We start from the raw sequence: 26,153 nt of genomic DNA, 5'->3' as shown, positions 1-26,153 counted from the left end.
TATTAGACTACAAATGGGGTTGAACACCCTGATCCGCCTTAAGGGGAGATATCGATGGCAGATTACAATACTTACCGCTCTGCGCAGGGCGTCGGCACCCGCGGTGCGGTGATCGACGAAGGGCTGCGGGCCTATATGAACAAGGTATATGGGCTGATGGCGGTTGGCATGGGGGTAACTGCCGTCGCCGCCTATGGTGTCAGCGCCATGGCGGTTGACGCATCCGGCCAGCTCAGTCAGTTCGGTGTGGCGATCTACACCTCGCCCCTCAAATGGGTGATCATGTTTGCGCCGCTGCTGATGGTCTTTGCCTTTGGGGCCGCGATGAACCGCCTGTCGGTGCAGGGCGCGACCATGATGTTCTACGCCTTTGCCGCGATGATGGGCCTGTCGATCAGCTCGATCTTTCTGGTCTATACGGCCTTTTCGATCGTGCAGACCTTCCTTGTGACGGCAATTGCCTTCGCTGGCCTGTCCCTGTGGGGCTATACGACCAAGAAGGATATCTCGGGCTGGGGCAGCTTCCTGATCATGGGTCTGATCGGGCTTATCGTGGCATCGATCGTGAACATCTTCCTGCAAAGCTCTGCAATGCAGTTCGCGATCTCGGTCATCGGCGTGCTGATCTTTGCCGGTCTGACCGCCTATGACACCCAGAACATCAAGAACACCTATCTGCGGATGGCGGGTTCGGATCGTGACTTCATCGGCAAGGCTGCCATCATGGGTGCCCTGCAGCTGTATCTGGACTTCCTGAACCTGTTCATGTTCCTGCTGCAGTTCTTGGGCAACCGCGAGTGATCCGGTTCTGACAGCCCGAAGAAGAGCAAAGCCTGCCGGAACCCAGTTCCGGCAGGCTTTTTCATGGGCAGCGGGTGGGGGGCGTCAGTTCTGTGACAGCGCCCGCCAGCCGATATCACGGCGGCAGAAACCTTCGGGCCAGTCGATCATGTCGACAAGGCGATAGGCGCGGTCATGCGCCTCGGCCAAGGTATTGCCGCGCCCGGTGCAGGCCAGAACGCGACCGCCCGTTGCGATGATCTGTCCCTGGTCCGACGACGTGCCGGCGTGAAAGACCATCTCGAAGCTCGACTCGGCCATATCGCCAAGGCCTGAAATCACGCTGCCCTTCTCATAGGCACCCGGATAGCCCTTGGCAGCCATGACGATGGTCATGGCGTGGTCATCGGCCCAGTTCACCCTGGTTTCGGCCAGACGTCCCTCGGCGCATGCCAGCAACAGGTCCAGCACCTGCGCGCCCAGACGCATCATCAGCGCCTGACATTCGGGGTCGCCGAAGCGGACGTTGTATTCGACCAGCCGCGCCTGTCCGTTCTCGATCATCAGCCCGGCATACAGCACGCCCTGAAACGGCATGCCCTGCCTGGCCATTTCGGCCACGGTCGGGCGGACGATCTGCGCCATGACCTGTTCCTGCAGGGCATCGGTCAGAACCGGAGCGGGGCTATAGGCACCCATGCCGCCGGTATTGGGGCCGGTGTCGCCTTCGCCGACGCGCTTGTGGTCCTGCGCCGTGCCGATGGGCAGGCAGTCGGTGCCGTCACACAGGATGAAGAAGCTGGCCTCTTCACCGGCCATGAATTCCTCGATGACAACGGATGTGTCGCCGAATTCCCCTTGAAAGATCAGGTCGATGGCATCATGGGCCTGGGCGACGGTCTCGGCGACGGTGACGCCCTTGCCGGCAGCCAGCCCGTCGGCCTTGATGACGATGGGCGCGCCTTGTGCGCTTACATAGTCGCGGGCCGCAGCGGCATCGGTGAATCGCGCCCATGCAGCCGTCGGAGCGCCGCAGGCATCGCAAATTTCCTTGGTAAAGGCCTTCGAAGCTTCCAGTTGCGAGGCCGCCTGCGAGGGGCCAAAGACCAGAAAACCCGCCGCGCGCAAGGCATCCGAAACCCCGGCAGCCAGCGGTGCCTCGGGGCCGATGACTATGAAGTCGATTGCGTTATCTTCCGCAAATTCAAGAACATCGGCGCGGGAATTAATGTCGATTCTGGCACAGTCCGCGATGCGTTCAATCCCGGCATTGCCTGGAGCGACAATCAATCGGTCACATTTCGGATTCTGACGGATCGCCCAGGCGAGCGCATGTTCGCGTCCGCCACTTCCGAGGATCAGGATGTTCATTTGCCGCCCTTTCACTTGCTGTCGCGGCGTTCTAGTCTGCGTTGCGAAAGGGAACAAGCCGCATGGACCTTCTGGAAGACGCACCGGGCAGCAACGCCCATGAATTCACCGTGTCCGAACTGTCGGGCGCGGTCAAACGCAGCATCGAAGACCGGTTCGGACGGGTCCGCGTGCGCGGAGAGATCGGCCGCGTGTCGCGCCCATCGTCGGGCCACCTGTATTTCGACCTCAAGGATGATCGCGCGGTTCTGGCTGCCGTCACCTGGAAGGGGCAGGCCGCGCGGCTGTCGCAACGCCCCGAAGAGGGGATGGAGGTCATTGCCACGGGGCGGATGACGACCTTTGCCGGGCAGTCGAAATATCAGTTGATCGTCGAACAGATCGAACCCGCTGGGGTTGGCGCGTTGATGGCCATGCTGGAAAAGCGGCGCAAGGCGCTGGCTGCCGAGGGGCTGTTCGATGAGGCACGCAAGAAACCGCTGCCTTTCCTGCCCCGGGTGATCGGGGTTGTGACCTCGCCTTCGGGGGCGGTGATCCGTGATATTCTGCACCGGCTGCGCGACCGGTTCCCTTCGCATGTGGTGATCTGGCCGGTGGCGGTGCAGGGCGAGGCCTGCGCGCCGCAGGTCGCTGCGGCCATCAGGGGCTTCAATGCGCTGGAGGCTGATGGCCCCGTGCCACGGCCAGATCTGATCATCGTGGCGCGCGGTGGCGGCAGCCTGGAAGATTTGTGGGGCTTCAATGAAGAGGCCGTGGTGCGTGCAGCCGCAGACAGCCGGATTCCGCTGATCTCTGCCGTGGGGCATGAAACCGACACGACGCTGATCGATTTTGCATCGGACCAACGGGCGCCGACACCGACCGCCGCCGCGGAAATAGCCGTGCCGGTGCGCAGCGATTTGATGGCGCGTCTGGCAGAGGCTGATGCGCGCATGCAGCGTGGTCTGGCCATGGCGATCGATCGGCCCCGTCAACGCCTGCGCGATCTGGCGCGCGCGATGGGCCGCCCCGGCGCGCTGACCGAGGCACAACGGCAAAGGCTGGACCTGTGGGGCGTGCGGCTGGAACCAGCCCTGCGAGGTCTGGTGCGGATGCGCCGCCAGCAACTGGCTTCGCGTCCGATTCCGGTTGCGACATTACGCCAGTTCACGGCGGCGAAACGGCATGGGCTTGAACGGGCCGGACTGCGCCTGGACTCGGGGCAAGAGCGTCGACAAGAGCGTCGCCGTGATCGGCTGACTGGCCTGCAGCAACGTCTGGACGGCTCATTGGCTCGCGTTGTCGCGACGACCCGGCGGGCGGTGGTCACTCAGGGTGAGCGTCTGGCGCAGCTGTCTGCCAAGCTGGATGCCGCCGTGCAGCGCAATCTGGATCGGCGTCGTGAGCTGCTGGACCAGCTGGACCGCACGCGCCAGACATTGGGCTATCGTGAGACGCTCAAGCGGGGCTATGCCGTCGTGCATGGTCAGGATGGGGTGCTGACCTCGGCAAAGGCCACGAACAAATCGCCACGGGTCGAGATCGAGTTCGCTGACGGCCGCGTTGCGGCGCGTCCCGAAGGCGGGTCGGCAAAGGGGCGGGGTCCGAAGAAACCGCCCGAACAGAAAACCCTGTTCTGACCTGAGGGGCTAGATCTTGGCGGGCCGCATGGCCAGCCAGATCAGCGAGGCACCGGCCAGAACCAGGAAGGGCAGCATCGCCAGATTGACGGCGCTCCACCCGGTCTGGGCCGAGCCGCCCATGCAGTTCATCAGACCGCCCGAAGACAGCGAGGCGACAAAGACACCACCAAAGACGAAGAGGTCATTGACGCCCTGAACGCGGCCGCGCTCTTGCGGGCTATGGTTTTGGGCCAGCATGGTGGTGGCGCCGATGAAGCCGAAATTCCAGCCCAGTCCCAGCAGGATCAGCGCGCCGAAGAAGTGGCTGAGCTCTACACCTGACAGGGCGACAGCCCCCGCGCATGCAAGAATGACCAGCCCGATCCCGACAATCAGTCGCGCGCCAAAGCGGGCGATCAGATGGCCGGTGAAAAAGCTGGGCGCGAACATCGCCAGGACATGGGCGCTGACGATATCGGCGGCATTTGATGCCTGATAGCCGCAGCCGACCACGGCAAGCGGGGTCGAGGTCATGACCAGGTTCATCAGCGCATAGGAGACCATGCCGCAGATCATCGCGACGGCAATGGGCGGGCTGCGCAGCAGTTCCGACAAGGGACGGCCCGCGGGCTCGGACTGGCTGGGTGCTGCGGGGCGGGGAATGTCCAGAAACAGGAACAGGATCGGCCCCAGAAGGTTCAGCGCGATCACGGCCAGATAGCTGGCCAGAAAGGGCACGGCGGTCAGGTCGCTTGTCGCGCGGACGATGGCGGGACCAATGATGGCCGAGACCAGCCCTCCGGCCATGACCCAGGAAATCGCACGCGGAGCAAAGTCTTCCGTGGCCGTATCTGTCGCAGCAAATCGATAGAAGCCCTGCGCCGACATGTAGACGCCGGTCAGCATGGCGCCGGCCAGGAACAGCAGGAACGAGCCCTGCCACAATCCGGCAGCCGAGACTGCCGCGCCCAGCCCGCCAGCAAGGACCGCCAGCATGAAGCCTGCCTGACGTCCATGGCGCTGCATGAAACGCGCCATGGGTCGCGCGGTCAGCGCCGAACCCAGAACGATCAGCGAAATGGGCAAAGTCGCAAGGCAGGGATTGGGGGCCAGAATTTGGCCTGCCAGCCCGCCAATGATGAAATTGATCGGCATCTGGGATCCCAGCACCGCCTGCGCGGCCACCAGAACCGCGACATTGCGGCGTGCGCTGTCCATCCGGTATTTCCGATCAGCTGTTGCGAAGCGCTGCGGCGGTCCGGGCGCGGTTCTCGATCGCGGACCAGTTTCCGGCGGCCACATCGGCATCGGTCACGATCCAGCTGCCGCCGACGCAGACGACATTGGGCAGATTGAGATAGCTGAGCGCATTGTCCGGCGAGACGCCGCCCGTCGGGCAGAAGCTGACTTTCGGCAGCGGACCGGCCAGAGATTTCAGGGCAGGGGCGCCGCCCACGGCTTCGGCAGGAAAGAATTTCAGCATGTCGAAACCGGCATCCGCGGCGCGCATGATTTCAGAGGCGGTGACGGCTCCGGGCAGCAGCGGCAGCTCCAGTTCCTCGCAGGCGGCAATGAGGCGATCGGTCAGGCCGGGCGAAACCGCGAATTTCGCGCCCGCATCCTTGGCGCGCCTGGCATCATCGGGGGTCAGCACGGTGCCAGCGCCAACCTGGCCACCTTCGACGGCAGACATCGCCTTGATCGCGTCCAGAGCAGCCTCGGAGCGCAGCGTGACTTCCAGCACCGGCAGTCCGCCACTGACCAGAGACCGCGCAAGATCGACGGCCTTGGCCGCGTCCTTGATGACGATGACGGGAATGACCGGGGCCAGATTGCAAAGGGTCCGAGTCTGCTGCGATTGCGCCGTGGGGTTCATGGTGACACCTTACCTGAATCTGGAATTTTGCGCGTAAAGTGACCGTTCATCTCCGGTGATGCAAGACAAATGGCGGAATCCCTGTCCGGTTCGTCCCGCATGGGATTGCCGCCGGGATGACCCGGACCCGGCCGGCTAAAGCGCAGCCTGACGAAATGCGGCCAGAACCGCGACGTAATGCGTGGCGGCGGCCGTCACGACGAAACTGTGCCAGATGGCGTTCTGATAGCGCAGCTTTTCCCAGACGTGAAAGATGACGCCGGCCGAGTAGATGATGCCTCCGACGACGATCAGCGTGACCGAAAGCGGCGGCAGATGTTCAGAAATCGGGCCCCAGGCCAGAATGCCGCTCCAGCCCATCAACAGATACAGCAGGATCGCCAGACGGTCGTGGCGCCCCGGCAGGGCACATTTCAGCGCAACGCCCATGGCCGCCATGATCCAGATGGCGATCAACAGGGTCAGAATCCGCCCATCCGAGGTTCCCGGCTGAAGAAACGGGGTATAGGTTGCTGCAATCAGAACGAAAATGGCAGAATGATCCATGCGCCGCAGGATCCATTTCAGGCGCGATGGCGGCAGCATGTTATAGATGAAGGATACGGTCAGCGCGCCGATCAGCCCCAGCCCATAGACCCAGGCCGCGATCCGCATGCCCGGATTGCCCCAGATGCTGGCGTGAAAGATCAGGGCCGTGACGCCGATCAGCGCCAGAACCACCCCCAGGCCATGCACGATGCCGTCTGCCAGAAGTTCCCTGAAGTCATAGTTTCTGCCAAAGCGGAACTGGCTGCTCATCGCGGCCTTTCCTTTCATCTCGGGATTTATGTATGACCCTATGTTGCAGGTTGCGACCCTGCGATACAATTCATCCTTTTAGTCAGTTTTGCCCTGCGGCGCTTTCCGGCCACCGAATGTCGCTTTGAGGCGACGGACCGGCGCAAACATGGCGCGCAGGGATGATGGCGGGGGTATCACTGGATAAAGTCGAGACGTGGAGAAGATGTGATGACCCAAGAAGCAGGCGCGGTGCGCCGTGGTCGCAGATCAGGTGGTGGGGCCGCGCGCCGGGCGGAACGAACGGCCACCCGGTCCGAGTTTTCGCGCTTTATCACCCGCAATGTGCCCGATTTCGAGATACTGAACACCGAGGCGCTGGAGATCATCGAGGCCAATGCCGAAACCGTGCTGCAGGAAGTCGGCGTCAATTTCGTCGACAACCCCGCAGCGCTTGCGCTGTGGAAGGATGCCGGTGCCGATATTGACGGGGAAAGGGTGCGCATCCCCCGGGGGCTGGCGCGCCAGCTTTGCGCAACGGCACCCTCGACCTTTACGCAGCATGCGCGCAACCCCGAACGCAATGTCGAGATCGGCGGGCGCAACCTGGTTCTGGCACCGGTCTATGGCCCGCCCTTCGTGCGTGATCAGGCGGGCGGTCGCCGCTATGCGACAATCGAGGATTTCCGCAATTTCGTGAAGCTGGGCCAGATGTCGAAATGGCTGCATCACAGTGGCGGCACTGTCTGCGAGCCGACCGATGTCGCGGTGAACAAGCGGCATCTGGATATGCTGCAGGCCCATATGACGCTGTCGGACAAACCCTACATGGGTTCGGTGACCCTGCCTGAAAGGGCCGAGGATTCGATCGAGATGTCGCGCATTCTCTTTGGCAGCGATTTTGTCGATCAGCACACGGTGATGACCAGCCTGGTCAATATCAACAGCCCGCTGACCTTCGATTCGGTCATGATGGGGGCGCTGGAGGCCTATGCCCGGGCCAATCAGGCCGCGATCATCAGCCCCTTTATCGTCGGGGGCGCGATGGCTCCGGTGACGGTCGCTGGAACCCTCACGCAGGTGCTGGCCGAGGTCATGGCCGGCGTGGCTTACAGTCAGTTGATCCGCAAGGGCGCGCCAGTGGTCTTTGGTGCCTTCGTGACCTCGATCGACATGAACAGCGGTGCGCCGACATTCGGCACGCCCGAGGCTGCGCAGATCACCCTTGGGGCCGGGCAACTGGCGCGGCGACTGGGTCTGCCCTATCGCAGTGCGGGATCGTTCTGCGGGTCAAAGCTGCCCGATGCGCAGGCGGCCTATGAGACGGCGAACAGCCTGAATATCGGCCTGCTGTCCGGGGTGAACTTCATGCTGCATGCCTGTGGCTGGCTGGAGGGCGGGCTGGTCTCCTGCTATGAGAAATATGTCATGGACGCGGACCAGTTGGGGGTGCTGCACAAGTTGGCCGCCGGGGTGGACATCTCTGCGAACGGGCAGGGCATGGATGCCATCCGCGAGGTCGGGCCGGGCGGCCACTTCCTGGGCTGCGCGCATACGCAGGACAATTACAAGGACGCCTTCTGGCGCAGCGGCCTGCTGGACTACAAGCCTTTCGAGACCTGGGAAGAGGAAGGTGCCCGCGATACCGCCACGCTTGCTGCGCAGAAGGTGCAGAAAATGCTGGGCGAATATCAGGCTCCGGCGATTGATCCGGGCATCGCCGAGGCGCTTGATGATTACGTCGCCCGCAAGAAAGCGGCCGTGCCGGACGCCTTCGTCTAGCAGGTCACGCGGAAAACACTTGCAATGGTCGCGGGCAGAGGCTATTTGCCCGCTCACTTCTCAGGCAGAGGAGGGCCCTTGCGGGAGACATCCGCGAAAGGTCCACCGGTTGAGGCATTTGCCTTCAAAACCTCTGCCAAGGCGCAAACCGGAAAGGACATGGATATGGCGCTTCCCGAATTTTCTCTGCGTCAGCTGTTGGAAGCTGGCGTTCACTATGGTCACCAAACCCAGCGGTGGAACCCCCGCATGGGCGAATACATCTATGGTGACCGTAACGGCATCCACATTCTCGATCTGACCCAGACCGTTCCCATGCTGGATGCGGCGCTGCAGGTCGTGCATGACACGGTTGCCAAAGGTGGCCGCGTGCTGTTCGTCGGCACCAAGCGTCAGGCCCAGAAAGCCATCGCAGATGCCGCCGAAAGATCGGCTCAGTTCTACATGAACCACCGCTGGCTGGGTGGCACGCTGACCAACTGGAAAACCGTGTCGCAGTCGATCAACCGCCTGAAGGCGATTGACGAAACCATGGCTGGCGGCGCCGAAGGCATGACCAAGAAAGAGCGTCTGGGCCTTGAGCGCGAGCAAGCCAAACTGCAGGCTTCGCTTGGCGGTATCCGCGACATGGGCGGCCTTCCCGATCTGCTGTTCGTCATCGACGTGAACAAGGAAGACCTGGCCATCGCCGAAGCCAAGAAACTGGGTATCCCGGTCGTGGCCGTCGTCGACACCAACTGCTCGCCCGATGGCGTGGATTACATCATCCCCGGCAACGACGATGCGGCCCGTGCCATCGCGCTGTATTGCGATCTGGTCAGCCGTGCGGCCCTGGAAGGCATGTCGGCACAAATGGGCGCTGCCGGCGTTGATGTCGGTGCTCTGGCCGAAGCTCCTGAAGAGCTGCTGGGTGAAGGCGAAGCCGAGGTCAAAGCCGAAGAGCAGGCCACGACCGACGCCTGATCCCGATCGGAACGGATCGAATTACGCCGTAGATTTACGGAATTGTCGTCAGGCGGGGATATGCCCCGCCTGACGTGTTGAACAAAGGAGACGGATCATGGCTATCACTGCCGCGATGGTGAAAGAGCTGCGCGAGAAAACCGGCGCAGGTATGATGGACGCCAAGAAGGCGCTGACCGAAAACGAAGGCAACATGGAAGCCGCCGTTGACTGGCTGCGCACCAAGGGCCTGGCAAAAGCTGCCAAGAAATCCGGCCGCGTTGCTGCCGAAGGTCTGGTCGGTGTCTCCGTCACCGATGGCAAGGGTGTTGCCGTCGAGCTGAACTCGGAAACCGATTTCGTTGCAAAGAATGCCGACTTCCAACAGCTGGTTCGGGACATCGCCGATGTCGCCCTGACCACCGGTGACGATATCGAGGTTCTGAAAGCGACCAATCTGAACGGCCGTCCCGTCGCCGATGTGCTGACCGATGCCATCGCGCGTATCGGCGAGAACATGACCCTGCGCCGGATGCACGTTCTGGAAGGCAACACGATCGTGTCCTATGTCCACAATGCCGCCGCTGAAGGCATGGGCAAGATCGGTGTTCTGGTCGCGCTGAATGGCCCCGAGGACAAGGCCAAGGAAATCGGCCGTCAGATCGCAATGCATATTGCGGCAACCAACCCGGCTTCGCTCTCGGCCGAAGATCTGGATCCGGCCCTGGTCGAACGTGAAAAAACCGTTCTGACCGAACAGGCTCGTGAATCGGGCAAACCCGATGCCGTGATCGAAAAGATGATCGAAGGCCGGATGAAGAAATTCTTCGAGGAAGTCACGCTTCTGGGTCAGAAATTCGTCGTCAATCCCGATGTGACCGTTGCCGATGCCGCCAAGGAAGCCGGTGTCGAAGTGACCGGCTATGCCCGCGTTGCTGTCGGTGAAGGCATCGAGAAGAAAGAAGAAGACTTCGCAGCAGAGGTCGCCAAGACCCTGGGCGGCTCCTGATTCCTGACGGGGCAGCATTGCCCATCGATGCAAAGGATGAACGCCGGCCATTGGCCGGCGTTTTTCATTGCGGCACTCCGGTGGTCGCGTTGGGGAAACCCGGCCCTGCCGGGCACAGCAAATGGCGTGACCGGCAGGACCGACCGGCAAGGCCGGTATGCACCCGTTCAGGCAACGTTGAACAATGGATGCAAGCTCCTGACACCGAGGTGTCACCACTCATGGAGCAGATCGAATAGAGTATTCCCTGCTTGGAAGATAAAGTCAGGAATCCCTTACCTTTTATCGTATTTGTCTGAACTTGTCGTGAACAGCTGATCGGTCACATAGGCTTTCAGAATGGCCTGTGCCGTATTGCCTGCGGACATCGCGGCACGGGCCAGGCGCAGGTGCTTTTCGACGGTCGCTGCCGAAACCCCCAGGATCACTGCGGTTTCCGAAACGGTCTTGCCTGTCGCACTCCATTCCAGAACTTCGCGCTGCCGACGGGTCAGGGATTGTGCGCGGCGGTTTCGCCGCAGGGTAGCCATACGGAAATGCAGCAGGGTGGACAGCATCCGTATTCGTCCGCCAGCGATCTCCCACAAACGACGGCTTTTGATCGGACTGGCATGCGCATGTGGTGTGACGACCACCATCCCGTGCACGTCGGGAATCTGGTTTCTGAGGCTGAGGACATATCCCGAATTCAGCCCGTGCCGATCCGCAAGGCGTGCGCATTCGGTGGTCAGTTCCGCATCGATCTGCTGGCAGGGGGCGCTGCCCGTCTGCTGATGGGACCACGTCATCCAATGAGACGAGGCAAGCAACTGCCGCGACTCGATGGCATCCATGAAGGGCGCCGGAAAATTGCCAAAGCAATAATAGTCCTCGCGGGATATGCTGTCTGGCAATGACAGCATGAAGCGTGCTGCATAAAGGCCGTGAGAAAATCCGAGATGGTCGAGGGTCTCGAGAAAATGGTGCTGCACGTCAGTATCGGTCCGTGCGCTCAGAATGGTTTCAAGAAAATCGGTCTGCATGAATACGACAGGAAATGGAAACTACAAATACAACGCGACCATTGGAGAACAAGGCAGGGCATTTGCCAAGCACAATTTCGAAAGACGCTGCAAGGAAGCCTCGCGGGCTGGACCTTGCGGGCGGACCTGTGCGATTGAGACGACTTCAAGCCTTGACCAGAAGCGGATCAATTTCACATGCCATTTGTCATCGCCATCGACGGCCCGGCTGCCTCGGGAAAGGGCACCATCGCGCGTGCGATCTCGGATCATTTTGGCTTTCATCATCTGGATACCGGTCTGCTTTATCGCGCCACTGGCGCCAAGGGCGGCGATCCGGTCGAGGCGGCACGCAGCCTGACGGCAGAGGATCTGGCGCGGCCGGATCTGCGCAGTGCCGAAGCCGGGCAGGCCGCAAGCCGCATTGCCGCCATTGCCGATGTCAGGGCCGCTTTGGTCGATTTCCAGCATCGCTTTGCCCTGCGTGAACCGGGGGCGGTTCTGGACGGGCGCGATATCGGCACGGTGATCTGTCCGCAGGCGCCGGTGAAACTTTATGTCGTGGCCTCGGATGAGGTCCGCGCCGCGCGCCGCGCCCAGGAATTGAATGCCGATCCGGCCGAGATGCTGGTGCAGTTGCGCGAACGCGATCGCCGCGACAGTGAGCGCGCCGCTGCCCCCCTTCGTCCGGCTGATGATGCGGTGATCATCGACACCAGCAACATGGATATCGACGAGGCCGTTGCCACCGCGATCGCGGCCGTGGAACGGGTGCGCGGCTAGGCAGGGCCTGTCTCAACCGGCGATGATCTCGAATTTCGTGACATCGACCAGCCCTCGATCGGTGATCTTCAGCGCCGGAATGACGGGCAGGGCCAGAAAGGCCAGTTGCAGGAAAGGCTCTTCCAGCATGACGCCCAGATCGCGCGCGGCAGCTCGCAGGGTGATCAGCGCGTCGCCGACCTCTTCAAAGGGCATCAGGCTCATCAGCCCGGCGACGGGCAGTGCCAGTTCGGCGAGGATTTCCCCGTCCCTGACGACGACGAACCCGCCTTCGATCCGGCTCAAGCGGTTTGCGGCCAGCGCCATGTCATCATAGTCCATTCCGACGACGGCAATATTGTGATGGTCATGACATACGGTCGAGGCGATGGCCCCGCCCTTGATGTCAAAGCCGCGCACGAACCCGGTGGCGATATTGCCGTTCTTGCCATGGCGCTCGATGACCGCGATCCGTGCCAGATCGCGGCTGGGATCGGGGCGCTTGTCACCATCGACGGGCCGGATTTCTTCACTCAGATGGCGGGTGATGATCTTGCCTTCGATGATGCCGATGACATCGGTCTGGCTGCGATTGCCGGTCGAACGGAAATCCTCGGCGCTCACTTGCGGGGCGAGAACCGAATTGCGGCCGACAGGGGCAATATCACGCCGCGCGGCAAAGGCCTCATCCGTGACCGGACGGCCAGCGGTCAGAACCAGTTGCGCCCGGCAGGACGCTAGATCGTCAATGGCGACGATATCGGCGCGCAACCCCGGTGCAATCAGCCCGCGATCCTTCAGGCCAAAGGCTTCGGCAGCGGAAAGCGATGCGGCGCGATAGGCGGCCAGCGGTGATGTGCCCAGTTCGATCAGGCGGCGGATCATGTAGTCCAGATGGCCATATTCGCCGATATCCAGCGGATTTCGGTCATCCGTGCACAGGCAGATATAGGCACTGGTGGCCTCGGTCAGCACCGGCTGCAGGGCGTCCAGATCCTTGGACACCGAACCCTCGCGGATCAGCACGCGCATCCCCTTGCGCAGTTTTTCCAGCGCTTCCTCTGCGGTCGTGGCCTCGTGCTCGGTGCGGATGCCGGCGCTGATATAGGCGTTCAGGTCGCGCCCGGACAGTTGCGGGCAATGGCCGTCGATATGACCGCCCTCGAACAGCTTCAGCTTGGCCAGTGCGGCCGGATCGCGATGGATCACGCCGGGATAGTTCATGAATTCGGCCAGACCGATGCCCGAAGGGTGGTTCATCATCTGCTGCAGATCGTCAGCCTCGATTCGGGCGCCGGATGTTTCCATCTCGGTCGAGGGCACGCATGATGACAGCTGCACCCGCAGGTCCATCAGCAGATGTTCCGACGCCTGCTGGAAATAGCGGATGCCGTCGATCCCGATGACATTTGCGATCTCATGCGGATCACAGATCGCGGTGGTGATCCCGCGGGGGGTGACGCATCTGTCGAATTCGAAAGGGGTCACCAGACTGCTTTCGACATGGAGATGCGTGTCGATGAAACCCGGAACCAGCGTCAGCCCGCTGACATCGATGATGTGCCGGCCCTCGTAATCCGCAGCGATTCCGACGATCCGGTCGCCGCAGATCGCGACATCGCCCTCGATCATCGTGCCGGTGATCAGATCAAAGACCTTGCCACCGCGCAGCACCAGATCGGCGGGCTCATCCCCGCGTGCCTGCGCGATACGCTGTTCCAGTTTCGTCATCGCGGACTCCATTTTGATATCGCCTGCACAGAACCCCATCCTGCGGGCGGGGTCCAGACCGGGCGAGGTCCAGACGGGGCAGTCAGGACGGGTCGCGCAGGCCGCAGCTTTCGATGCGTGTGGCATCGGTCAACTGGCCGCCCTGGGCAATGATCTCGCGCGGGGCGGGATGGCTGATGAAATTCACCGGGCTGGAGGTCGGACCATAGGCGCCGCTGGCGTGAATGGCAATCAGATCCCCTTCCTCGATGCGGGGCAGGGCGACCTTGGCCCCCAGCTTGTCAATCGAGGTGCAGAGCGGGCCGGTGATGTCGATCGGTTCCTCGCCCGCTCCGCCACCGACGCGATGGATCACGTAATTGCGTCGCAACACCATGCCGAAATTCCCCGAGGCCGCCAGATGGCCGTTCATGCCGCCATCGCAGATCGCGATGCGGGTGCCCCGCGATTCCTTTATCGAGGTGACACGGGTCACGAAATAGCCTGCCGGGCCGACAAGATAGCGGCCCAGTTCCAGCACCAGATCGGTGTCCGAAAAGCGCGGATCGCTGCGCAGCGCGTCCAGTTCGGGCGCGATGGCCTCGGCGATCTCATCCAGATCCAGAGCCTGGTCGCCGGGGTGATAAGGGATGCCCAACCCGGCTCCAAAGATCAGCCGGTCGGGATGCAGGTCATGGTGTTCGCACAGCTCGCGAAAGATCGAGATGAAGATCCCCCAGTTCTCGACAAGTGCGGCGGGCTTCAGGCATTGCGTGCCGGAATAGATATGCAGACCCGCGATGCGCAGATGGGGCAGGGCGGCGATCTCGGTCAGGGCCGCCGGAGCTTCCTCGATGTCGATGCCAAAGGGGCTGGGTCGCCCGGCCATCTGGTCGCCAAAGCCCTTGGGCACACGGTCCGGGGCTATGCGGATGACGACATTCTGGATCTTGCCGCTTTCACCGGCGATGCGATTCGCCAGCCGCGCCTCGCGCAGCGATTCGACCACCAGTTCGCCCAGCCCTGCCTCGATGGCATGGCGCAACTCGACCTCGCGCTTGGCGGGGCCGGTGAAACTCGCCTGATCTGCCCGCCATCCCGCGCCAAGCGCGAGCATCAGCTCTCCGCCCGAGGAGACGTCGATACAGGGAATGCGCTTGTGCAACCAGGACAGCAATTCGGGGTTCGGATTGCACTTCATCGCATAGGACAGCTTGAACCAGCGGCCCAGACTGCGTTCCAGCGCCGTGATCCGCGCATCGATCAGATCGGTGGAATAGACATAGGCGGGCGTTCCGAACCGGTCGGCGGCCTGCGTCAGAATGGGGTCGATATCGGATTCAGGCCTGTTCACGCGCATAATCCACGATGGCTTGGACGGTGTCGAAATTTTCCAGCGTTACATCGGCAGGGCGGACCTCGATTTCCGCCTTTTCTTCGACGAAGGCTATGATGTTCATCATCGCCACCGAATCCAGGATGGCGGTCGAGAACAATTCGGTATCCGCAGCGATTTCCTCTTCGACATTCAGTTCGTCACGAATGAAGCGGATCAGATCTTCGGTGGTCAGGCTCATTGCATATCCTTGTCAAAAGCGGCTTTTGCTGCGGCGATGATGGTGGGGCGGTCGAGTTTCCCGCTTGCGGTACGCGGCATGGCACCGCTCCAGTGATGAATATGGCGGGGCACCATGTAATGCGCCATGCTGCGGCGGGCATGGGACATCAGCGCGTCCACATCTGCCGTTCCGATCATCGTGGCGGCGACATGGACGACCTGCCCGTGATCGTCGTCATCGACACCATAGGCGACCACATCGCCGACCAGCCCCGATTGCGACAGCAGATCCTCGACCTCGGTCGGCGACAGACGGAACCCCAGTGTCTTGATCATGTCGTCCATGCGGCTGACGAACCACATGTCGCCATCCTCGTCCAGACGCACCAGATCGCCCGAATAGACGACCGGTGCATCACCCAGCTGGTCCCGCAATTCGGGACAGATGCGGATCTTTTCAGCCGTCATTTCGGGGCGTTCCCAATAGCCGAGGCTGACCAGAGGGCCGGCATGGACCAATTCCCCCTGTTCGCCGGGACCGGCAATGCCTTCGCCATGTTTGACGACAAAGATCTGCGCATTGGGGATGCCCCGCCCGATCGAGCCCATTTTCTGTGCGAAACGGTCAGGGGGCAGATAGGTCGAACGAAAGGCTTCGGTCAGACCATACATCAGCACGATGTCGGTGTCGGGAAACACCTTCGGCATCAGTTCCAGGATATTTGGCGGGATCTTGCCACCGGTATTGGTGACGCGGCGCAGATCCGGCAATCGAATATCGGCGTCATCCAGATAGCGCACCACCTGATTCCACAGCGGCGGCACCCCGGCAATGGTTGTCACGTGATGGTCGCGCGCCATGCGCACGACCTCGGAAGGCATCGAGACCGGCTGATGCACAACCGTCGCGCCCAGCAGAAAGGCGCTGGTCAACTGGTTCAACCCGGCATCAAAACTGTAGGGCAGGACCGACAGCAGCCGGTCATCCTCGCCCAGCCCCAGGTATTCGGCCACTGAATCCGCGCCGACGCGGATATTGCGATGGCTCAGCATCACACCCTTGGGTTTTCCGGTCGAGCCTGACGTATAGATGATCATCGCCAGATCACCCGGATCAGGCATGGCCTCATCCGCAGAAGAAGCCGGCAGATCGCTCCACAATGTCGCATTCCCGGGAATGGCGCTGGCGCGGCCCTGCACCAGCAGATCAGTCACCGAGGCGGGCAGAGGCTGGCTCGTCAGGGATTTCAACACGCTGGCGCCCAGAATGGCGGCGCGGGCGCGGCAGTCTTCGGCGACATAACCCAGTTGGGCGGCGGTCCATTGGTGGTTCACATTCACCACCACGGCGCCGATCTTCCAGACGCCGAACATGGCGGCGACCTCATCGATACCCTTGCGCAGATGCACGATGACGCGATCCCCTGCAGCTATGCCGCGCGCCTGCAGCCATGCCGCGACGCGGTTGGCCTCATCCGCGGCCAGAGCATAGGTCACATCGCGTTTTGCATCGATCAGCGCCGTCTTGTCGCCGCGTTCGGGAAGGTTGTCCGCCAACAGGCGCCACATGGATTTCTCGCCCGCGTCACTCATGCGTCACCTTTGGGTTTCTTGGTCTTCTGCGCAAAGATCGGCAGATTGGGATAGATCCGCGCCGGAGAGCCGACCACGATGCTGTCATCGGGCACATTGGTCGAGACGGCGGTGTTGGCACCGATGCGGACGCGATTGCCAATGCGGATTCTTCCCAGCACGGTCGAGTTGACGCCGATAAACACATCATCGCCGATCTTGGGTGCACCCGGCCCCATATTCGTGCCGATGGTGACATTGTGCATGACACCGCAGCGATCCCCTATCACCACCTCGGGGTGGATCGAAAGCGAGCCTTCGGCATGGATGATGTGAAAATCCTCTCCCAGTTTGACGCTTGGCGGAATCCAGACCTTGGTGACATTCAGGATCAGAATGCACAGCAGGCCATACAGCTTGTTGGCGAACCAGCGCAGGACGCGGTTTTCACGCTGCATGGCCCATCGGCCATAGCGATAGATGGCCAGAGAGACAAAGGCCGGATCGCTCAGGCGGCGGCCATGTGTTTCATAATCCTTGCAAATTTCACGCCACACGGGACCCATAACTCCGAACTGAACAACAAACCAAAAGGCGCGCCCCTGAACAGCGCATACATATGCAGGGCGTGTCGAAAATGACCGGAAGCCCCTGACAATTCAAGCTGATATTGATTTGAAAGCCTGAGGCCTGTCCTTATCTACAGGATCAGGTCCAGCGTGGCCTGCACTTCGGACCATTCAATTCGGAAACCTTCTGCCGTGCCATGCCCGACCATCAGGGCAAATCGCTGCTGCCAGCGGTCGGTCAGCAGCTTCATGGCCGTGGTCGCACGATCGGCAGGCTGCATGGTCAGCAGGGTGCCCCCCGGAGGCATGACGGCCATGCCGTGATTGAGCTGGCTGCCCTCGACGCCGGCGATGATCATCGTGTCGCCACAGGCGCAGATCAGTTCATCCACGCTGTGGTCTTCGGCGAAGATGATGCGGAAACCATATTGGCTTTCCAGCTTCTCGGCGATCTCGTCCTCATTCTCCAGAATCCGCGCATCGCCACTGCGTCCGCGATACAGGAAAACACCGGGGCAGGGGGTCAGCTCGTGCCCGGCAATCAGACGCTGGCGCATGTCCTGAGCGCGGGCAAGGCGGCCCGAGTTGTTGTGGTGGTCGTCAAACAGGATCAGTTCGTCGAAATGGACGTCGCCGATCCGCTGCGGGTTCATCGACAGCAGTTCTTCATAGCGGGGCACATGGCCACCTCGGGGCGGGGTGGACGTGACGGGCTGGCCATATTCCTCGGCAAGCCGATAGCTGAGACAATCGTCAAGCAGCCAGTTCCCGAACCAGCGATTGCCGACCCAGCTTTCATACAATGCACCCGAAATCGAGTCGCGCGGGTGGTGATGGGTCAGATGCGATCTTTGGCGCCGCCGCAGGTGCAGTTCGGCTCCGCCCGCGTAAAGGGCACCGTCCACGAAATCGACGTCTCGCAGCCGGTATCCCATGGTGGCGGGAATGAATTCGGCGGGGTCGCCAGCCAGCGATTGCAGAACCGCCTCGATGGGGGCGAATTCCGTGCGGGTGATGCGCTCGGCCTGACCGGGAAGGGCAATCACCGGCGGAACCTCGCGGGTTTCGGCGGGCGAGATCTCCCATCGCTCGATGGCAAGATCGGTCAGTTCCGGGCGGGGCAGGCCGACCAGACGGCAAAATCGGTTGGCAATCGGGCGTATGGGGTCCAGGCGCAACATTCGCGATACTGACAACTTTACAGATTGGACGGTTGAACACGCCGCAAACTAGCACGAATTCCTTTGCAAGGACAGATGATCACCTGCGGATCAGGGCATCCAGCGCAAGAAATTCGCAATCAGACGCAGCCCGACGGCCTGTGATTTCTCGGGGTGGAACTGGGTGCCGATGATATTGTCGCGCCCCACCACAGCCGTGACCGGCCCGCCATAATCGACATGGGCCAGAAGGTGTTCGTTGTGGGCGACCTGAAATTGCCAGCTATGGACGAAATAGGCGTGATCGCCCGTTGCGATGCCTTCCAGCACCGGATGGGGGCGGTCGATGACCAGATCGTTCCAGCCCATGTGCGGAACCTTCAGACCGGGGGCATCGATGGCCTTGACCTCGCCGCCGATCCAGTCAAGCCCGGCGGTCGGCCTGTATTCAAAGCCCGTTGTCGCCAGCATCTGCATGCCGACACAGATGCCCATGAAAGGGACGCCGCGCTGCAGGACCGCTTCGCGCAGGGCCTCGGCCATGCCGTCAACCTCGCCCAATGCGGTGCGGCAGGCGGGAAAGGCTCCATCGCCCGGCAACACGATCCTGTCGGCGCGGGCGGCGATTTCGGGGTCCGAGGTGACCACGATTTCGGCCTCTGCTTCGCGTCCCATCAGCTGGAACGCCTTTTCCGCCGAATGCAGATTGCCGCTGTCATAGTCGATCAGGGCGACGCGCATCACAGCGCCCCCTTGGTCGAGGGCAATACGCCCGACATGCGCGGATCAGGCTCGACCGCTTCGCGCAGCGCGCGGGCCACTGCCTTGAAGGCGGCCTCGGCGATGTGGTGGCTGTTGACGCCATGCAGACGGTCGACATGCAGCGTGATGCCGCCATGCGTCGACAGGGCCTGAAAGAACTCGCGCACAAGCTGGGTATCAAAGCTGCCGATCTTTTCGGTCGGAAAATCGACGTTCCAGACCAGGAAGGGGCGGGCCGACAGATCCAGCGCCGCGCGGATCAGCGTGTCGTCCATGGCCAGATGAAAGCTGCCATAGCGCCGGATGCCCTTCTTGTCGCCAAGCGCCTCTACCAACGCCTGACCGATGGCAATGCCGGTGTCTTCGACCGTGTGGTGATCATCGACATGCAGATCGCCATTGGCACGAATGGTCATGTCGATCAGCGAATGCCGCGACAACTGGTCCAGCATGTGGTCGAAGAAGCCGACGCCCGTCTGGTTGTCGTAAGTGCCGGTTCCATCCAGATTCAGGGATACCTCGATCTGTGTTTCAGCGGTTTTTCTGGAGACGGTCGCTTCGCGCATGCAATATCCTTTCACAGCCTGCGCCTTATAGGGCCCATGGCACGATCCGCCAAGGTCCTCTGATCCGTCGCGGTCGGGTCTTTGCGGAAATGTAATCCCGACGCGGCAGAATCGGCATCTGGGCTTCGAATGGAGTCGCGAATCGAGGATCAAATGTCGCGAATGCCTGCACCCTGAGGGGGCGCTGTGGTCATCCTGATGAAATTATGCAAGAAGCCCGACCTCGCAAGCGGATATCCGCTGTGTCCGACCGAGGCACGACCCGATCCAAACCTGAAGATAGAGAAAGGGACGCATGTCAAATGATCGTATCCCGAAGGACGGCCGCAAGAACTATAAAGGTCATCCCGAAGATGAAAAGCGCCAGCGCGACGCGCTGAGTGGCCGATTTGAACCCCAACCCGATGCCGGTGGCGAGGCAATTCCCCTTCCTGAAGGTCCCACCGAAATCATCGAGACCGATTACCAGATCGGTCAGCACAATATCGAGGGCGTCAAGCCTTTTGCCTTTGACGTCCACAACCCTGTCTTCATGATCTCGGCGCTCGCCGTGGCGCTGTTTACCATTGTGACCCTGCTGTTCCCTACCCAGCTTGAACCGGTCTTTACCGGTTTGCGGGCATCGCTGACCAGCAATCTGGACTGGTTCTTCATGCTGGCAGGCAATGTTTTCGTCCTGCTCTGCCTGGGGCTGGTGCTGTCACCTTTGGGCAAGATCCGTCTGGGTGGCCCCGAAGCAACCCCGGACTTTACCCTGACGGGCTGGTTTGCCATGCTGTTTGCTGCGGGGATGGGCATCGGTCTGATGTTCTATGGCGTCAGCGAACCCATCAGCCACTTCCAGACCTCCCTTGCCGGAACGACTGTCGAAAACGGCATCAGGACCGATTGGGCCCCCCTGAATGGCGCTGCCGGAGACGAGCTTGCTGCGCGCCATCTGGGCATGGCCGCGACCATCTTCCACTGGGGCCTGCACCCCTGGGCGATCTATGCCGTCGTGGCGCTGCCGCTGGCGCTGTTTGCCTATAACAAGGGCCTGCCGCTGACGATGCGCTCGATCTTCTATCCGATTTTCGGCGATCGCATCTGGGGCTGGCCGGGACATGTGATCGACATTCTGTCGGTCTTTGCCACCATCTTCGGTCTGGCCACCTCGCTGGGGCTGGGCGCCGAACAGGCAACCGCGGGGCTGAACTATCTGTTCGGCATCGCCAACAACAGCACGACCAAGGTGGTGCTGATCCTGATGATCACCGGTATCGCGACCACCTCGGTGGTGCTGGGCGTGGAAAAAGGCGTGAAACGCCTGTCCGAGATCAACATGGTGCTGGCGCTGGTGCTGCTGCTGTTCGTTATCCTGATGGGGCCGACGATGGAAATCATCAGCGGGTTCTTTGGCAACCTTGGAACCTATGCGCGTGACCTGGTGCCGCTGTCCAATCCCTTTGGCCGGACGGATGACAACTTCCGCCAGGGCTGGACGGCCTTCTACTGGGCCTGGTGGATCAGCTGGTCGCCCTTTGTCGGCATGTTCATCGCGCGGGTTTCCCGTGGCCGGACGGTGCGCCAGTTCCTGATCGCGGTGCTGATCGTTCCCTCGCTGATTTCGGTCCTGTGGATGACGGCTCTGGGCGGCACGGCGATCTCGATGACGCTGGCCGGTTTCGAAGGTGTCGCGGATGCGGCGCTTGAATTGAAGCTGTTCTCGATGCTGGGCAATCTGCCGCTGACCGCGATCACCAGCTTTATCGGGATCGTCCTGGTGATCGTGTTCTTTGTTACCTCGTCGGACTCGGGCTCGCTGGTGATCGACACGATTGCCGCAGGCGGCAAGGTTGATGCGCCGGTGGCGCAGCGGATCTTCTGGTGCAGCTTCGAAGGCCTGCTGGCGATCGCTCTGCTTCTGGGCGGTGGCCTGGGTGCCTTGCAGGCGATGGCCGTCTCGACCGGCCTGCCATTCACCATCGTCTTGCTTGGCGGATGCTGGGCCCTGGTGAAGGGATTGATGGGGGAACGGCGAGAACTTGCCTGAAAGGCCGTGAACAAGTGATGGAGCGGGCGGGATTTTCCCGCCCGTTCTTGTCATATGGTCCGCCGGGTGCGAAAACCGGGAAAGCACGACATCAAAGGACCGTCGGGATGAGCGATATCAACGCCAGTGAACGCCGGCTCAGCGCCGCGCTAGATCGCATCGACCAGTTGCTGGAGGCCGGTGGCCCGCGACGGGCAGGGGGCGATGACGCCGAAATCGCCGAATTGCGTGACAGCATTGCGACGCTGGATGCAGAAAACACACGCCTAGCCAATGAACTTGCTGCCCTGCGCACGCAGCGAGCCGGCCCGCTTGAGGCCGCGCTGGCCGAGGCCCGGGCCCGTCTGGAGGCCGTCGGGAATGAGGCGGCGCGATTGTCGGCGGCCAATGACGATCTTGCCGCGGCCAATCGCGCCCTGATCGAGGCGGCGTCGGGCAATGGCGATCAGGCCGATGCCACCATCCAGACACTGGAGGCCGAAATTACCGCCCTGCGGGCCGCGCGCGCGGCCGAAATCGCGCAGATGGGCGATATCATGCAGGAACTGGAGCGACTGATGGCCCAACAGCCGACGGCGAATGGGGCATCTCTCTCTGCCGCATTGCCAGAGGTTGCGGGAGATGCTGCAGGCGTGCCGGATGTGAAATCCGATCAGGACGGAGACAGGTAAATGGCCGAAGTTGATTTTGTCATCGGGCACAAGGAATACCGTCTGGGCGCGCAGGACGGCGAGGAAAAGCTGTTGCAGCGCGCTGCGGAAGTTCTGGACGGCGAGGCCCGCCAGATTCTGGAACAGGCAGGGCGCATGCCCGAGCCGCGCCTTTTGCTGCTGGCCGGCCTGATGCTGGCCGACCGTTATGTCACCATGGTTGAACGTGCAGAAAAGGCTGAACGGCACTTGAAACGTCTTCAGTCCAATCCGGCGCGGGTCGAGGTGCCGGTGATTCCATCCGATCTGAAAGAGGCCATGGCCGAATTGGCCGCGCGGGCCGAGACGCTGGCCGAACGGCTGGCGGATCAGCAGCAGGACCCGGCCTGATCCGACCAGGCGGATGGTCCGGCATGGCAGCGCGCCCATGACTTGCGTCATGGAGGGCGCGACTGCGCCTATTGGGCGTTCAGGAATGCGTCGAGGCTGTTGGCCACGGCTTCGGGCGTATCGGCGTGCAGCCAATGCCCGGCATTTTTCAGCGTGACGATGCGGACCTGCGGGAAATATTCGCGCAGCGCTGCCTGCCCCTCGGCCAGCACATAGTCCGATTCCGCACCTGCCAGCGCCATGACGGGACCATGAAAGCTGTTCCGGGGCAGATCCGACGGCCAGCCTACAAGGGCAGACATGCGTTCCTTGAGGACCGGCAGGTTCAGACGCCATTTGCTCTGGCCGGGTTTGATTTCCAGCGATTGCAGCAGAAAGGCGCGAATGCCTGCTTCGGGGATCAGCTCACGCAGGGCCGCATCGGCCTGACTGCGGCGTTCGATCGTCGAAAGATCAAGGGATTGCATGGCATCGATCAGATGCGACTGGCTGTGGCTATAGGCCAGCGGCGCAATATCCATCACCACCAGCCTGCGAAGCAACTCGGGATGGGTCAGCGCCAGCACCATCGCGGTCTTGCCGCCCATCGAATGACCCGCGACATCCGCGCGACCGCCCAGATCGCGAATCAGTTCAGCCAGATCCGCAGCCATGGCGGGATAGTCATGCTCTTCACTATGCGGGCTTTCGCCGTGATTGCGCAGATCGACGGTCACGACCGGACGATCCTTGGCAATACGACGGGCCAGAGCGCCCAGATTGCGGCCCTGACCGAAGAGGCCATGCACCAGAATGACGGGAAGCCCATCTTCCGGGCCGGTGATTCTATGCTTCAGTTTCATGTCGTGATCCTAGGATGTCTGGCACCCGTCTGCCATAGCGTCTATCATCGCGACATGACACGCGAAGCAATCAATTTCACCGATATTCAACCCATGGCGGACGAGGTTTCCGACCTGATCAAGGCACGTTTCGGCGGTGCCCGCCGGGGTGAGCATCCGCCGCTGGCCGTCATGTTGCGCCGCCGTGGCGGGGCGTTGCCGCGTCGTCTGCGGAATGCTGCTGCGCGTCTGGCCGAGGCCGACCGTCTGAGCGCCCAGCCCAAGATCGCCCGGCAGCTGGATCTGGCCGGTCTGGCCCGGGCCCATGGCGATCTGATCGCCTATCTGCGTCCCCTGGGAGAGTTCAGCCGCTGGCGCGGCCGTGCGATCAGCTTTGCGGCATCAGTCTGTTTCGGATTGCTGGTTCTGGGCGCGGTGATCGTCTGGCTTCTGGTGCAGCGCGGACATATCTGACAAAGGGCCTGAAATGCATGTGACGCAAGGCTGGTGACCGGTTGCGGTCACTTGCAAATGCTGCCTTGCGGCATGACCTTGGGACGAACTCGAACAGGATAGCCTTATGACAACCGCCACTGATTCCGGGCCGGTCAGCCTTCGCAATGCCATTCTGGCACTTGCGCTGGGGGCCTTTGCCGTCGGAACCTCTGAATTTTCCGCCATGGGGCTGTTGCCCTATTACGCGGCCGACCTGGGAATTTCCGATCCGCAGGCGGGCCATGTCATCAGCGCCTATGCGCTGGGGGTGGTCGTCGGTGCGCCGATTACCTCGCTGCTGGGGGTCAGATTGCCGCGTCGTCGCTATCTGGCGGCCCTGATGGCATTTTACGGGTTGATGAACCTGCTGGCTGCGGTGATGCCCGGCCTGATGGCCCTGACTGCCATGCGCTTTCTGGCGGGTTTGCCCCATGGCGGCTTTCTGGGCGTGGCGATGCTCTATGCGGCGGACGCCCTGCCGCTGGGGCAAAGGGCGCGCGGCGCGGCACAGGTGATGCTGGGGCTGACCGTGGCAAATACGGTCGGGGTGCCCCTTGCCGGCTTCCTTGGGCAGAGTATCGGGTGGCGCTGGGGGTTTGCACTGCCCGGTGTTCTGGCTCTGGCATCGTCCTGGCTGATCCTGCGGGTCGCACCCCGCGTGGGCGGCAACCCGGATGCACGGCCCCTGGATGAACTGCAGGCTTTGCGCAATCCCCGCGTCTTGTGGATGCTGGCGGTAGGTTCGATCGGGTTCGGCGGGCTGTTCGCGGTTTATGCCTTTCTGACGGCGGCCATCCTGGCGACGACGCAGGCGCCCTCATGGTCAATTCCGTTGACTCTGGCGATGTTCGGGCTGGGCGGCACTTTCGGCACCTGGGGGGCTGGACGTGTGACCAGCCGACTCGGGCCGATCCGCGCCGCCTATGTCAGCTTTGCGGCCATGGCGATCACGCAGGCTTTCGCCTCATTCGCGGTTGGAAACTGGCAGCTGATGGTGCTGTCGTCGTTTCTGTTGGCGGCCGGGGCGGGGCTGGTGATCCCCCTGCAGACGCGACTGATGGATGTCGCCGGACGCGCCCAGAACATGGCGGCGGCGATGAACCATGCCGCCTTCAACGCCGCCAATGCACTGGGGCCGTTCCTGGCCGGGCTTGCCCTTGCGGCGGGCTGGGGCTGGCGCGCGCCGGGGCTGGTCGGGATCGGGCTTACGGCTGCGGGTGCCGTGATTCTGACCCTTGCGGTTCGCCATGAGCGTGCACATCCCGGGATGGCAGAGCATGCAGAATGATCTGGCGCGAGTTTGACGCGAACTCGCGGCGCCAGGTGACGAACAGCACGACGGCGGTCGCCACAAGCAGGGCAAGGGGGCCGGCCAGCCAGGCCAGCCCCGCAAGGGCGAAATAGACGCTGCGCAATCCGGCATTGAAGCTGCGCGCCGCGGTGATGTTCAATTCGGCCGCCTGCAACGCCTTGTCCCGTGCCGAGGGGTCGGTCACGTCATTGGGCACGGCGGCCATCATGACGGCGCAATAGCCGAACAGCCGATGAGCCCAGGCAAATTTCAGAAAGGCGTTGACGACAAAGAACATCGCGACCAGAAGCTTGATCTCCCACAGGACCGCGGTGCCCTGTTCGAGGTCCAGCTCGCGCACAAGGCCGCGCAGTTGGTCGGTGTCGCTGACCAGAGCCAGGATTCCGCCCGTGGCAATCATGCAGGCCGAGGCGAAAAAGGCTGTCCCATCGCGCAGGGTGGACAGGATGCCGCCATCGAAGATGCGCGGCTCGCGTGTCAGGAACTGCAACATCCATTCGCGCCGGTATTGTTTCATCAGCACCGAAACCGACGGCCGCGAGGCAGGGGGATGTTCGGTTACCCGGCCCATGGCGAACCAGCCTATGAACAACAGTGCGACGGCGCTCAGGTCGGCGAAACCCAAAGTGAGTGGAAGATAAAGATACTTGTCCAT

General features: G+C 62.0%; 26 protein-coding genes. 11 read left to right on the top strand and 15 right to left on the bottom strand.

Annotated features, from left to right (window positions below):
* Nucleotides 1–54: 54 nt before the first annotated feature.
* Nucleotides 55–801 carry a Bax inhibitor-1/YccA family protein gene (locus JHW44_RS09025; protein WP_089344714.1) on the top strand — a complete coding sequence of 249 codons (747 nt, stop codon included), beginning with the start codon at nucleotides 55–57 and terminating at the stop codon, nucleotides 799–801.
* 84 nt (nucleotides 802–885) lie between these two features.
* Here JHW44_RS09025 and purD read toward each other — a convergent pair whose 3' ends face one another.
* Nucleotides 886–2,151, bottom strand: a complete 1,266-nt coding sequence (gene purD, locus JHW44_RS09020) for a phosphoribosylamine--glycine ligase (RefSeq protein ID WP_089344715.1) — start codon at nucleotides 2,149–2,151, stop codon at nucleotides 886–888.
* Nucleotides 2,152–2,213: 62 nt separating this feature from the next.
* On the opposite strand from purD, the gene xseA reads away from it, so the two are divergent.
* The gene (xseA, locus tag JHW44_RS09015; RefSeq protein WP_089344716.1) at nucleotides 2,214–3,770 is read left to right on the top strand and encodes an exodeoxyribonuclease VII large subunit; all 1,557 of its coding nucleotides are present in this window, start codon (nucleotides 2,214–2,216) and stop codon (nucleotides 3,768–3,770) included.
* Nucleotides 3,771–3,779: 9 nt separating this feature from the next.
* Here xseA and JHW44_RS09010 read toward each other — a convergent pair whose 3' ends face one another.
* The 3 genes from JHW44_RS09010 to trhA form a co-directional block, all read right to left on the bottom strand.
* Nucleotides 3,780–4,970 carry an MFS transporter gene (locus tag JHW44_RS09010; RefSeq protein ID WP_089344717.1) on the bottom strand — a complete coding sequence of 397 codons (1,191 nt, stop codon included), beginning with the start codon at nucleotides 4,968–4,970 and terminating at the stop codon, nucleotides 3,780–3,782.
* A gap of 13 nt (nucleotides 4,971–4,983) precedes the next feature.
* Nucleotides 4,984–5,628 (bottom strand): bifunctional 4-hydroxy-2-oxoglutarate aldolase/2-dehydro-3-deoxy-phosphogluconate aldolase, encoded by a 645-nt coding sequence (locus JHW44_RS09005; protein WP_089344718.1) that lies wholly within the window; start codon nucleotides 5,626–5,628, stop codon nucleotides 4,984–4,986.
* Between the two features lie 135 nt (nucleotides 5,629–5,763).
* Nucleotides 5,764–6,426 (bottom strand): PAQR family membrane homeostasis protein TrhA, encoded by a 663-nt coding sequence (gene trhA / locus JHW44_RS09000; protein WP_089344719.1) that lies wholly within the window; start codon nucleotides 6,424–6,426, stop codon nucleotides 5,764–5,766.
* Nucleotides 6,427–6,636: 210 nt separating this feature from the next.
* On the opposite strand from trhA, the gene JHW44_RS08995 reads away from it, so the two are divergent.
* The 3 genes from JHW44_RS08995 to tsf all read left to right on the top strand — a co-directional run bounded on the left by JHW44_RS08995 (nucleotide 6,637) and on the right by tsf (nucleotide 10,138).
* Nucleotides 6,637–8,187 carry a trimethylamine methyltransferase family protein gene (locus tag JHW44_RS08995; RefSeq protein WP_089344720.1) on the top strand — a complete coding sequence of 517 codons (1,551 nt, stop codon included), beginning with the start codon at nucleotides 6,637–6,639 and terminating at the stop codon, nucleotides 8,185–8,187.
* Between the two features lie 165 nt (nucleotides 8,188–8,352).
* Nucleotides 8,353–9,150, top strand: coding sequence for a 30S ribosomal protein S2 (gene rpsB / locus JHW44_RS08990; RefSeq protein ID WP_089344757.1), 798 nt, complete (start codon nucleotides 8,353–8,355; stop codon nucleotides 9,148–9,150).
* 97 nt (nucleotides 9,151–9,247) lie between these two features.
* Nucleotides 9,248–10,138, top strand: a complete 891-nt coding sequence (tsf, locus tag JHW44_RS08985) for a translation elongation factor Ts (RefSeq protein WP_089344721.1) — start codon at nucleotides 9,248–9,250, stop codon at nucleotides 10,136–10,138.
* A gap of 275 nt (nucleotides 10,139–10,413) precedes the next feature.
* Here tsf and JHW44_RS08980 read toward each other — a convergent pair whose 3' ends face one another.
* On the bottom strand, nucleotides 10,414–11,160 hold the full coding sequence (locus JHW44_RS08980) for a helix-turn-helix transcriptional regulator (RefSeq protein WP_089344722.1): 747 nt from the start codon (nucleotides 11,158–11,160) through the stop codon (nucleotides 10,414–10,416).
* Between the two features lie 177 nt (nucleotides 11,161–11,337).
* Here JHW44_RS08980 and JHW44_RS08975 point away from each other — a divergent pair, with 177 nt between their 5' ends.
* On the top strand, nucleotides 11,338–11,922 hold the full coding sequence (locus tag JHW44_RS08975) for a (d)CMP kinase (RefSeq protein ID WP_089344723.1): 585 nt from the start codon (nucleotides 11,338–11,340) through the stop codon (nucleotides 11,920–11,922).
* 12 nt (nucleotides 11,923–11,934) lie between these two features.
* On the opposite strand, the gene ade is transcribed toward JHW44_RS08975, so the two are convergent.
* The 8 genes from ade to hisB form a co-directional block, all read right to left on the bottom strand.
* On the bottom strand, nucleotides 11,935–13,632 hold the full coding sequence (gene ade / locus JHW44_RS08970) for an adenine deaminase (RefSeq protein ID WP_089344758.1): 1,698 nt from the start codon (nucleotides 13,630–13,632) through the stop codon (nucleotides 11,935–11,937).
* 82 nt (nucleotides 13,633–13,714) lie between these two features.
* On the bottom strand, nucleotides 13,715–14,965 hold the full coding sequence (locus JHW44_RS08965) for a type III PLP-dependent enzyme (protein WP_218822579.1): 1,251 nt from the start codon (nucleotides 14,963–14,965) through the stop codon (nucleotides 13,715–13,717).
* A complete protein-coding gene (locus JHW44_RS08960) occupies nucleotides 14,952–15,188 on the bottom strand; it encodes an acyl carrier protein (RefSeq protein ID WP_089344725.1) in 237 nt (78 codons plus the stop codon). The genes JHW44_RS08965 and JHW44_RS08960 overlap by 14 nt, the downstream gene beginning before the upstream one ends.
* The gene (locus tag JHW44_RS08955; RefSeq protein ID WP_089344726.1) at nucleotides 15,185–16,762 is read right to left on the bottom strand and encodes an AMP-binding protein; all 1,578 of its coding nucleotides are present in this window, start codon (nucleotides 16,760–16,762) and stop codon (nucleotides 15,185–15,187) included. The genes JHW44_RS08960 and JHW44_RS08955 overlap by 4 nt, the downstream gene beginning before the upstream one ends.
* Nucleotides 16,759–17,298, bottom strand: coding sequence for a serine acetyltransferase (locus tag JHW44_RS08950; protein ID WP_245847171.1), 540 nt, complete (start codon nucleotides 17,296–17,298; stop codon nucleotides 16,759–16,761). The genes JHW44_RS08955 and JHW44_RS08950 overlap by 4 nt, the downstream gene beginning before the upstream one ends.
* Nucleotides 17,299–17,441: 143 nt before the next feature.
* Nucleotides 17,442–18,491: a glycosyltransferase family 61 protein gene (locus JHW44_RS08945; protein ID WP_245847173.1), complete on the bottom strand. Its 1,050-nt coding sequence runs from the start codon at nucleotides 18,489–18,491 to the stop codon at nucleotides 17,442–17,444.
* 90 nt (nucleotides 18,492–18,581) lie between these two features.
* Nucleotides 18,582–19,211: an imidazole glycerol phosphate synthase subunit HisH gene (hisH, locus tag JHW44_RS08940; protein ID WP_089344728.1), complete on the bottom strand. Its 630-nt coding sequence runs from the start codon at nucleotides 19,209–19,211 to the stop codon at nucleotides 18,582–18,584.
* On the bottom strand, nucleotides 19,211–19,798 hold the full coding sequence (gene hisB, locus JHW44_RS08935) for an imidazoleglycerol-phosphate dehydratase HisB (protein WP_089344729.1): 588 nt from the start codon (nucleotides 19,796–19,798) through the stop codon (nucleotides 19,211–19,213). Before hisB ends, hisH begins: the two co-directional genes overlap by 1 nt.
* Before the next feature lie 295 nt (nucleotides 19,799–20,093).
* Here hisB and JHW44_RS08930 point away from each other — a divergent pair, with 295 nt between their 5' ends.
* From JHW44_RS08930 to zapA, 3 genes are all read left to right on the top strand, one after another.
* A complete protein-coding gene (locus JHW44_RS08930) occupies nucleotides 20,094–21,830 on the top strand; it encodes a BCCT family transporter (protein WP_089344730.1) in 1,737 nt (578 codons plus the stop codon).
* A 107-nt stretch (nucleotides 21,831–21,937) separates the two neighbouring features.
* The gene (locus tag JHW44_RS08925) at nucleotides 21,938–22,501 is read left to right on the top strand and encodes a hypothetical protein (RefSeq protein WP_179217736.1); all 564 of its coding nucleotides are present in this window, start codon (nucleotides 21,938–21,940) and stop codon (nucleotides 22,499–22,501) included.
* Nucleotides 22,502–22,870, top strand: a complete 369-nt coding sequence (gene zapA, locus JHW44_RS08920) for a cell division protein ZapA (protein ID WP_089344731.1) — start codon at nucleotides 22,502–22,504, stop codon at nucleotides 22,868–22,870. It begins immediately after the preceding gene.
* 68 nt (nucleotides 22,871–22,938) lie between these two features.
* Here zapA and JHW44_RS08915 read toward each other — a convergent pair whose 3' ends face one another.
* A complete protein-coding gene (locus tag JHW44_RS08915) occupies nucleotides 22,939–23,712 on the bottom strand; it encodes an alpha/beta fold hydrolase (RefSeq protein ID WP_089344732.1) in 774 nt (257 codons plus the stop codon).
* On the opposite strand from JHW44_RS08915, the gene JHW44_RS08910 reads away from it, so the two are divergent.
* Together JHW44_RS08910 and JHW44_RS08905 are read left to right on the top strand one after the other, a co-directional pair.
* On the top strand, nucleotides 23,698–24,165 hold the full coding sequence (locus tag JHW44_RS08910) for a hypothetical protein (protein WP_272850266.1): 468 nt from the start codon (nucleotides 23,698–23,700) through the stop codon (nucleotides 24,163–24,165). The genes JHW44_RS08915 and JHW44_RS08910 overlap by 15 nt on opposite strands.
* A gap of 106 nt (nucleotides 24,166–24,271) precedes the next feature.
* A complete protein-coding gene (locus tag JHW44_RS08905) occupies nucleotides 24,272–25,474 on the top strand; it encodes an MFS transporter (RefSeq protein WP_089344733.1) in 1,203 nt (400 codons plus the stop codon).
* Here the strand turns inward: JHW44_RS08905 and JHW44_RS08900 are convergent.
* Nucleotides 25,392–26,153 carry a DUF599 domain-containing protein gene (locus JHW44_RS08900; RefSeq protein ID WP_089344734.1) on the bottom strand — a complete coding sequence of 254 codons (762 nt, stop codon included), beginning with the start codon at nucleotides 26,151–26,153 and terminating at the stop codon, nucleotides 25,392–25,394. The two genes, JHW44_RS08905 and JHW44_RS08900, sit on opposite strands and share 83 nt — an antisense overlap.

The sequence above is a fragment of the Paracoccus seriniphilus genome (genome assembly GCF_028553745.1).
Taxonomy (GTDB): Bacteria; Pseudomonadota; Alphaproteobacteria; order Rhodobacterales; family Rhodobacteraceae; genus Paracoccus; species Paracoccus seriniphilus.
This window is presented reverse-complemented; position numbering and strand designations above follow the sequence as displayed.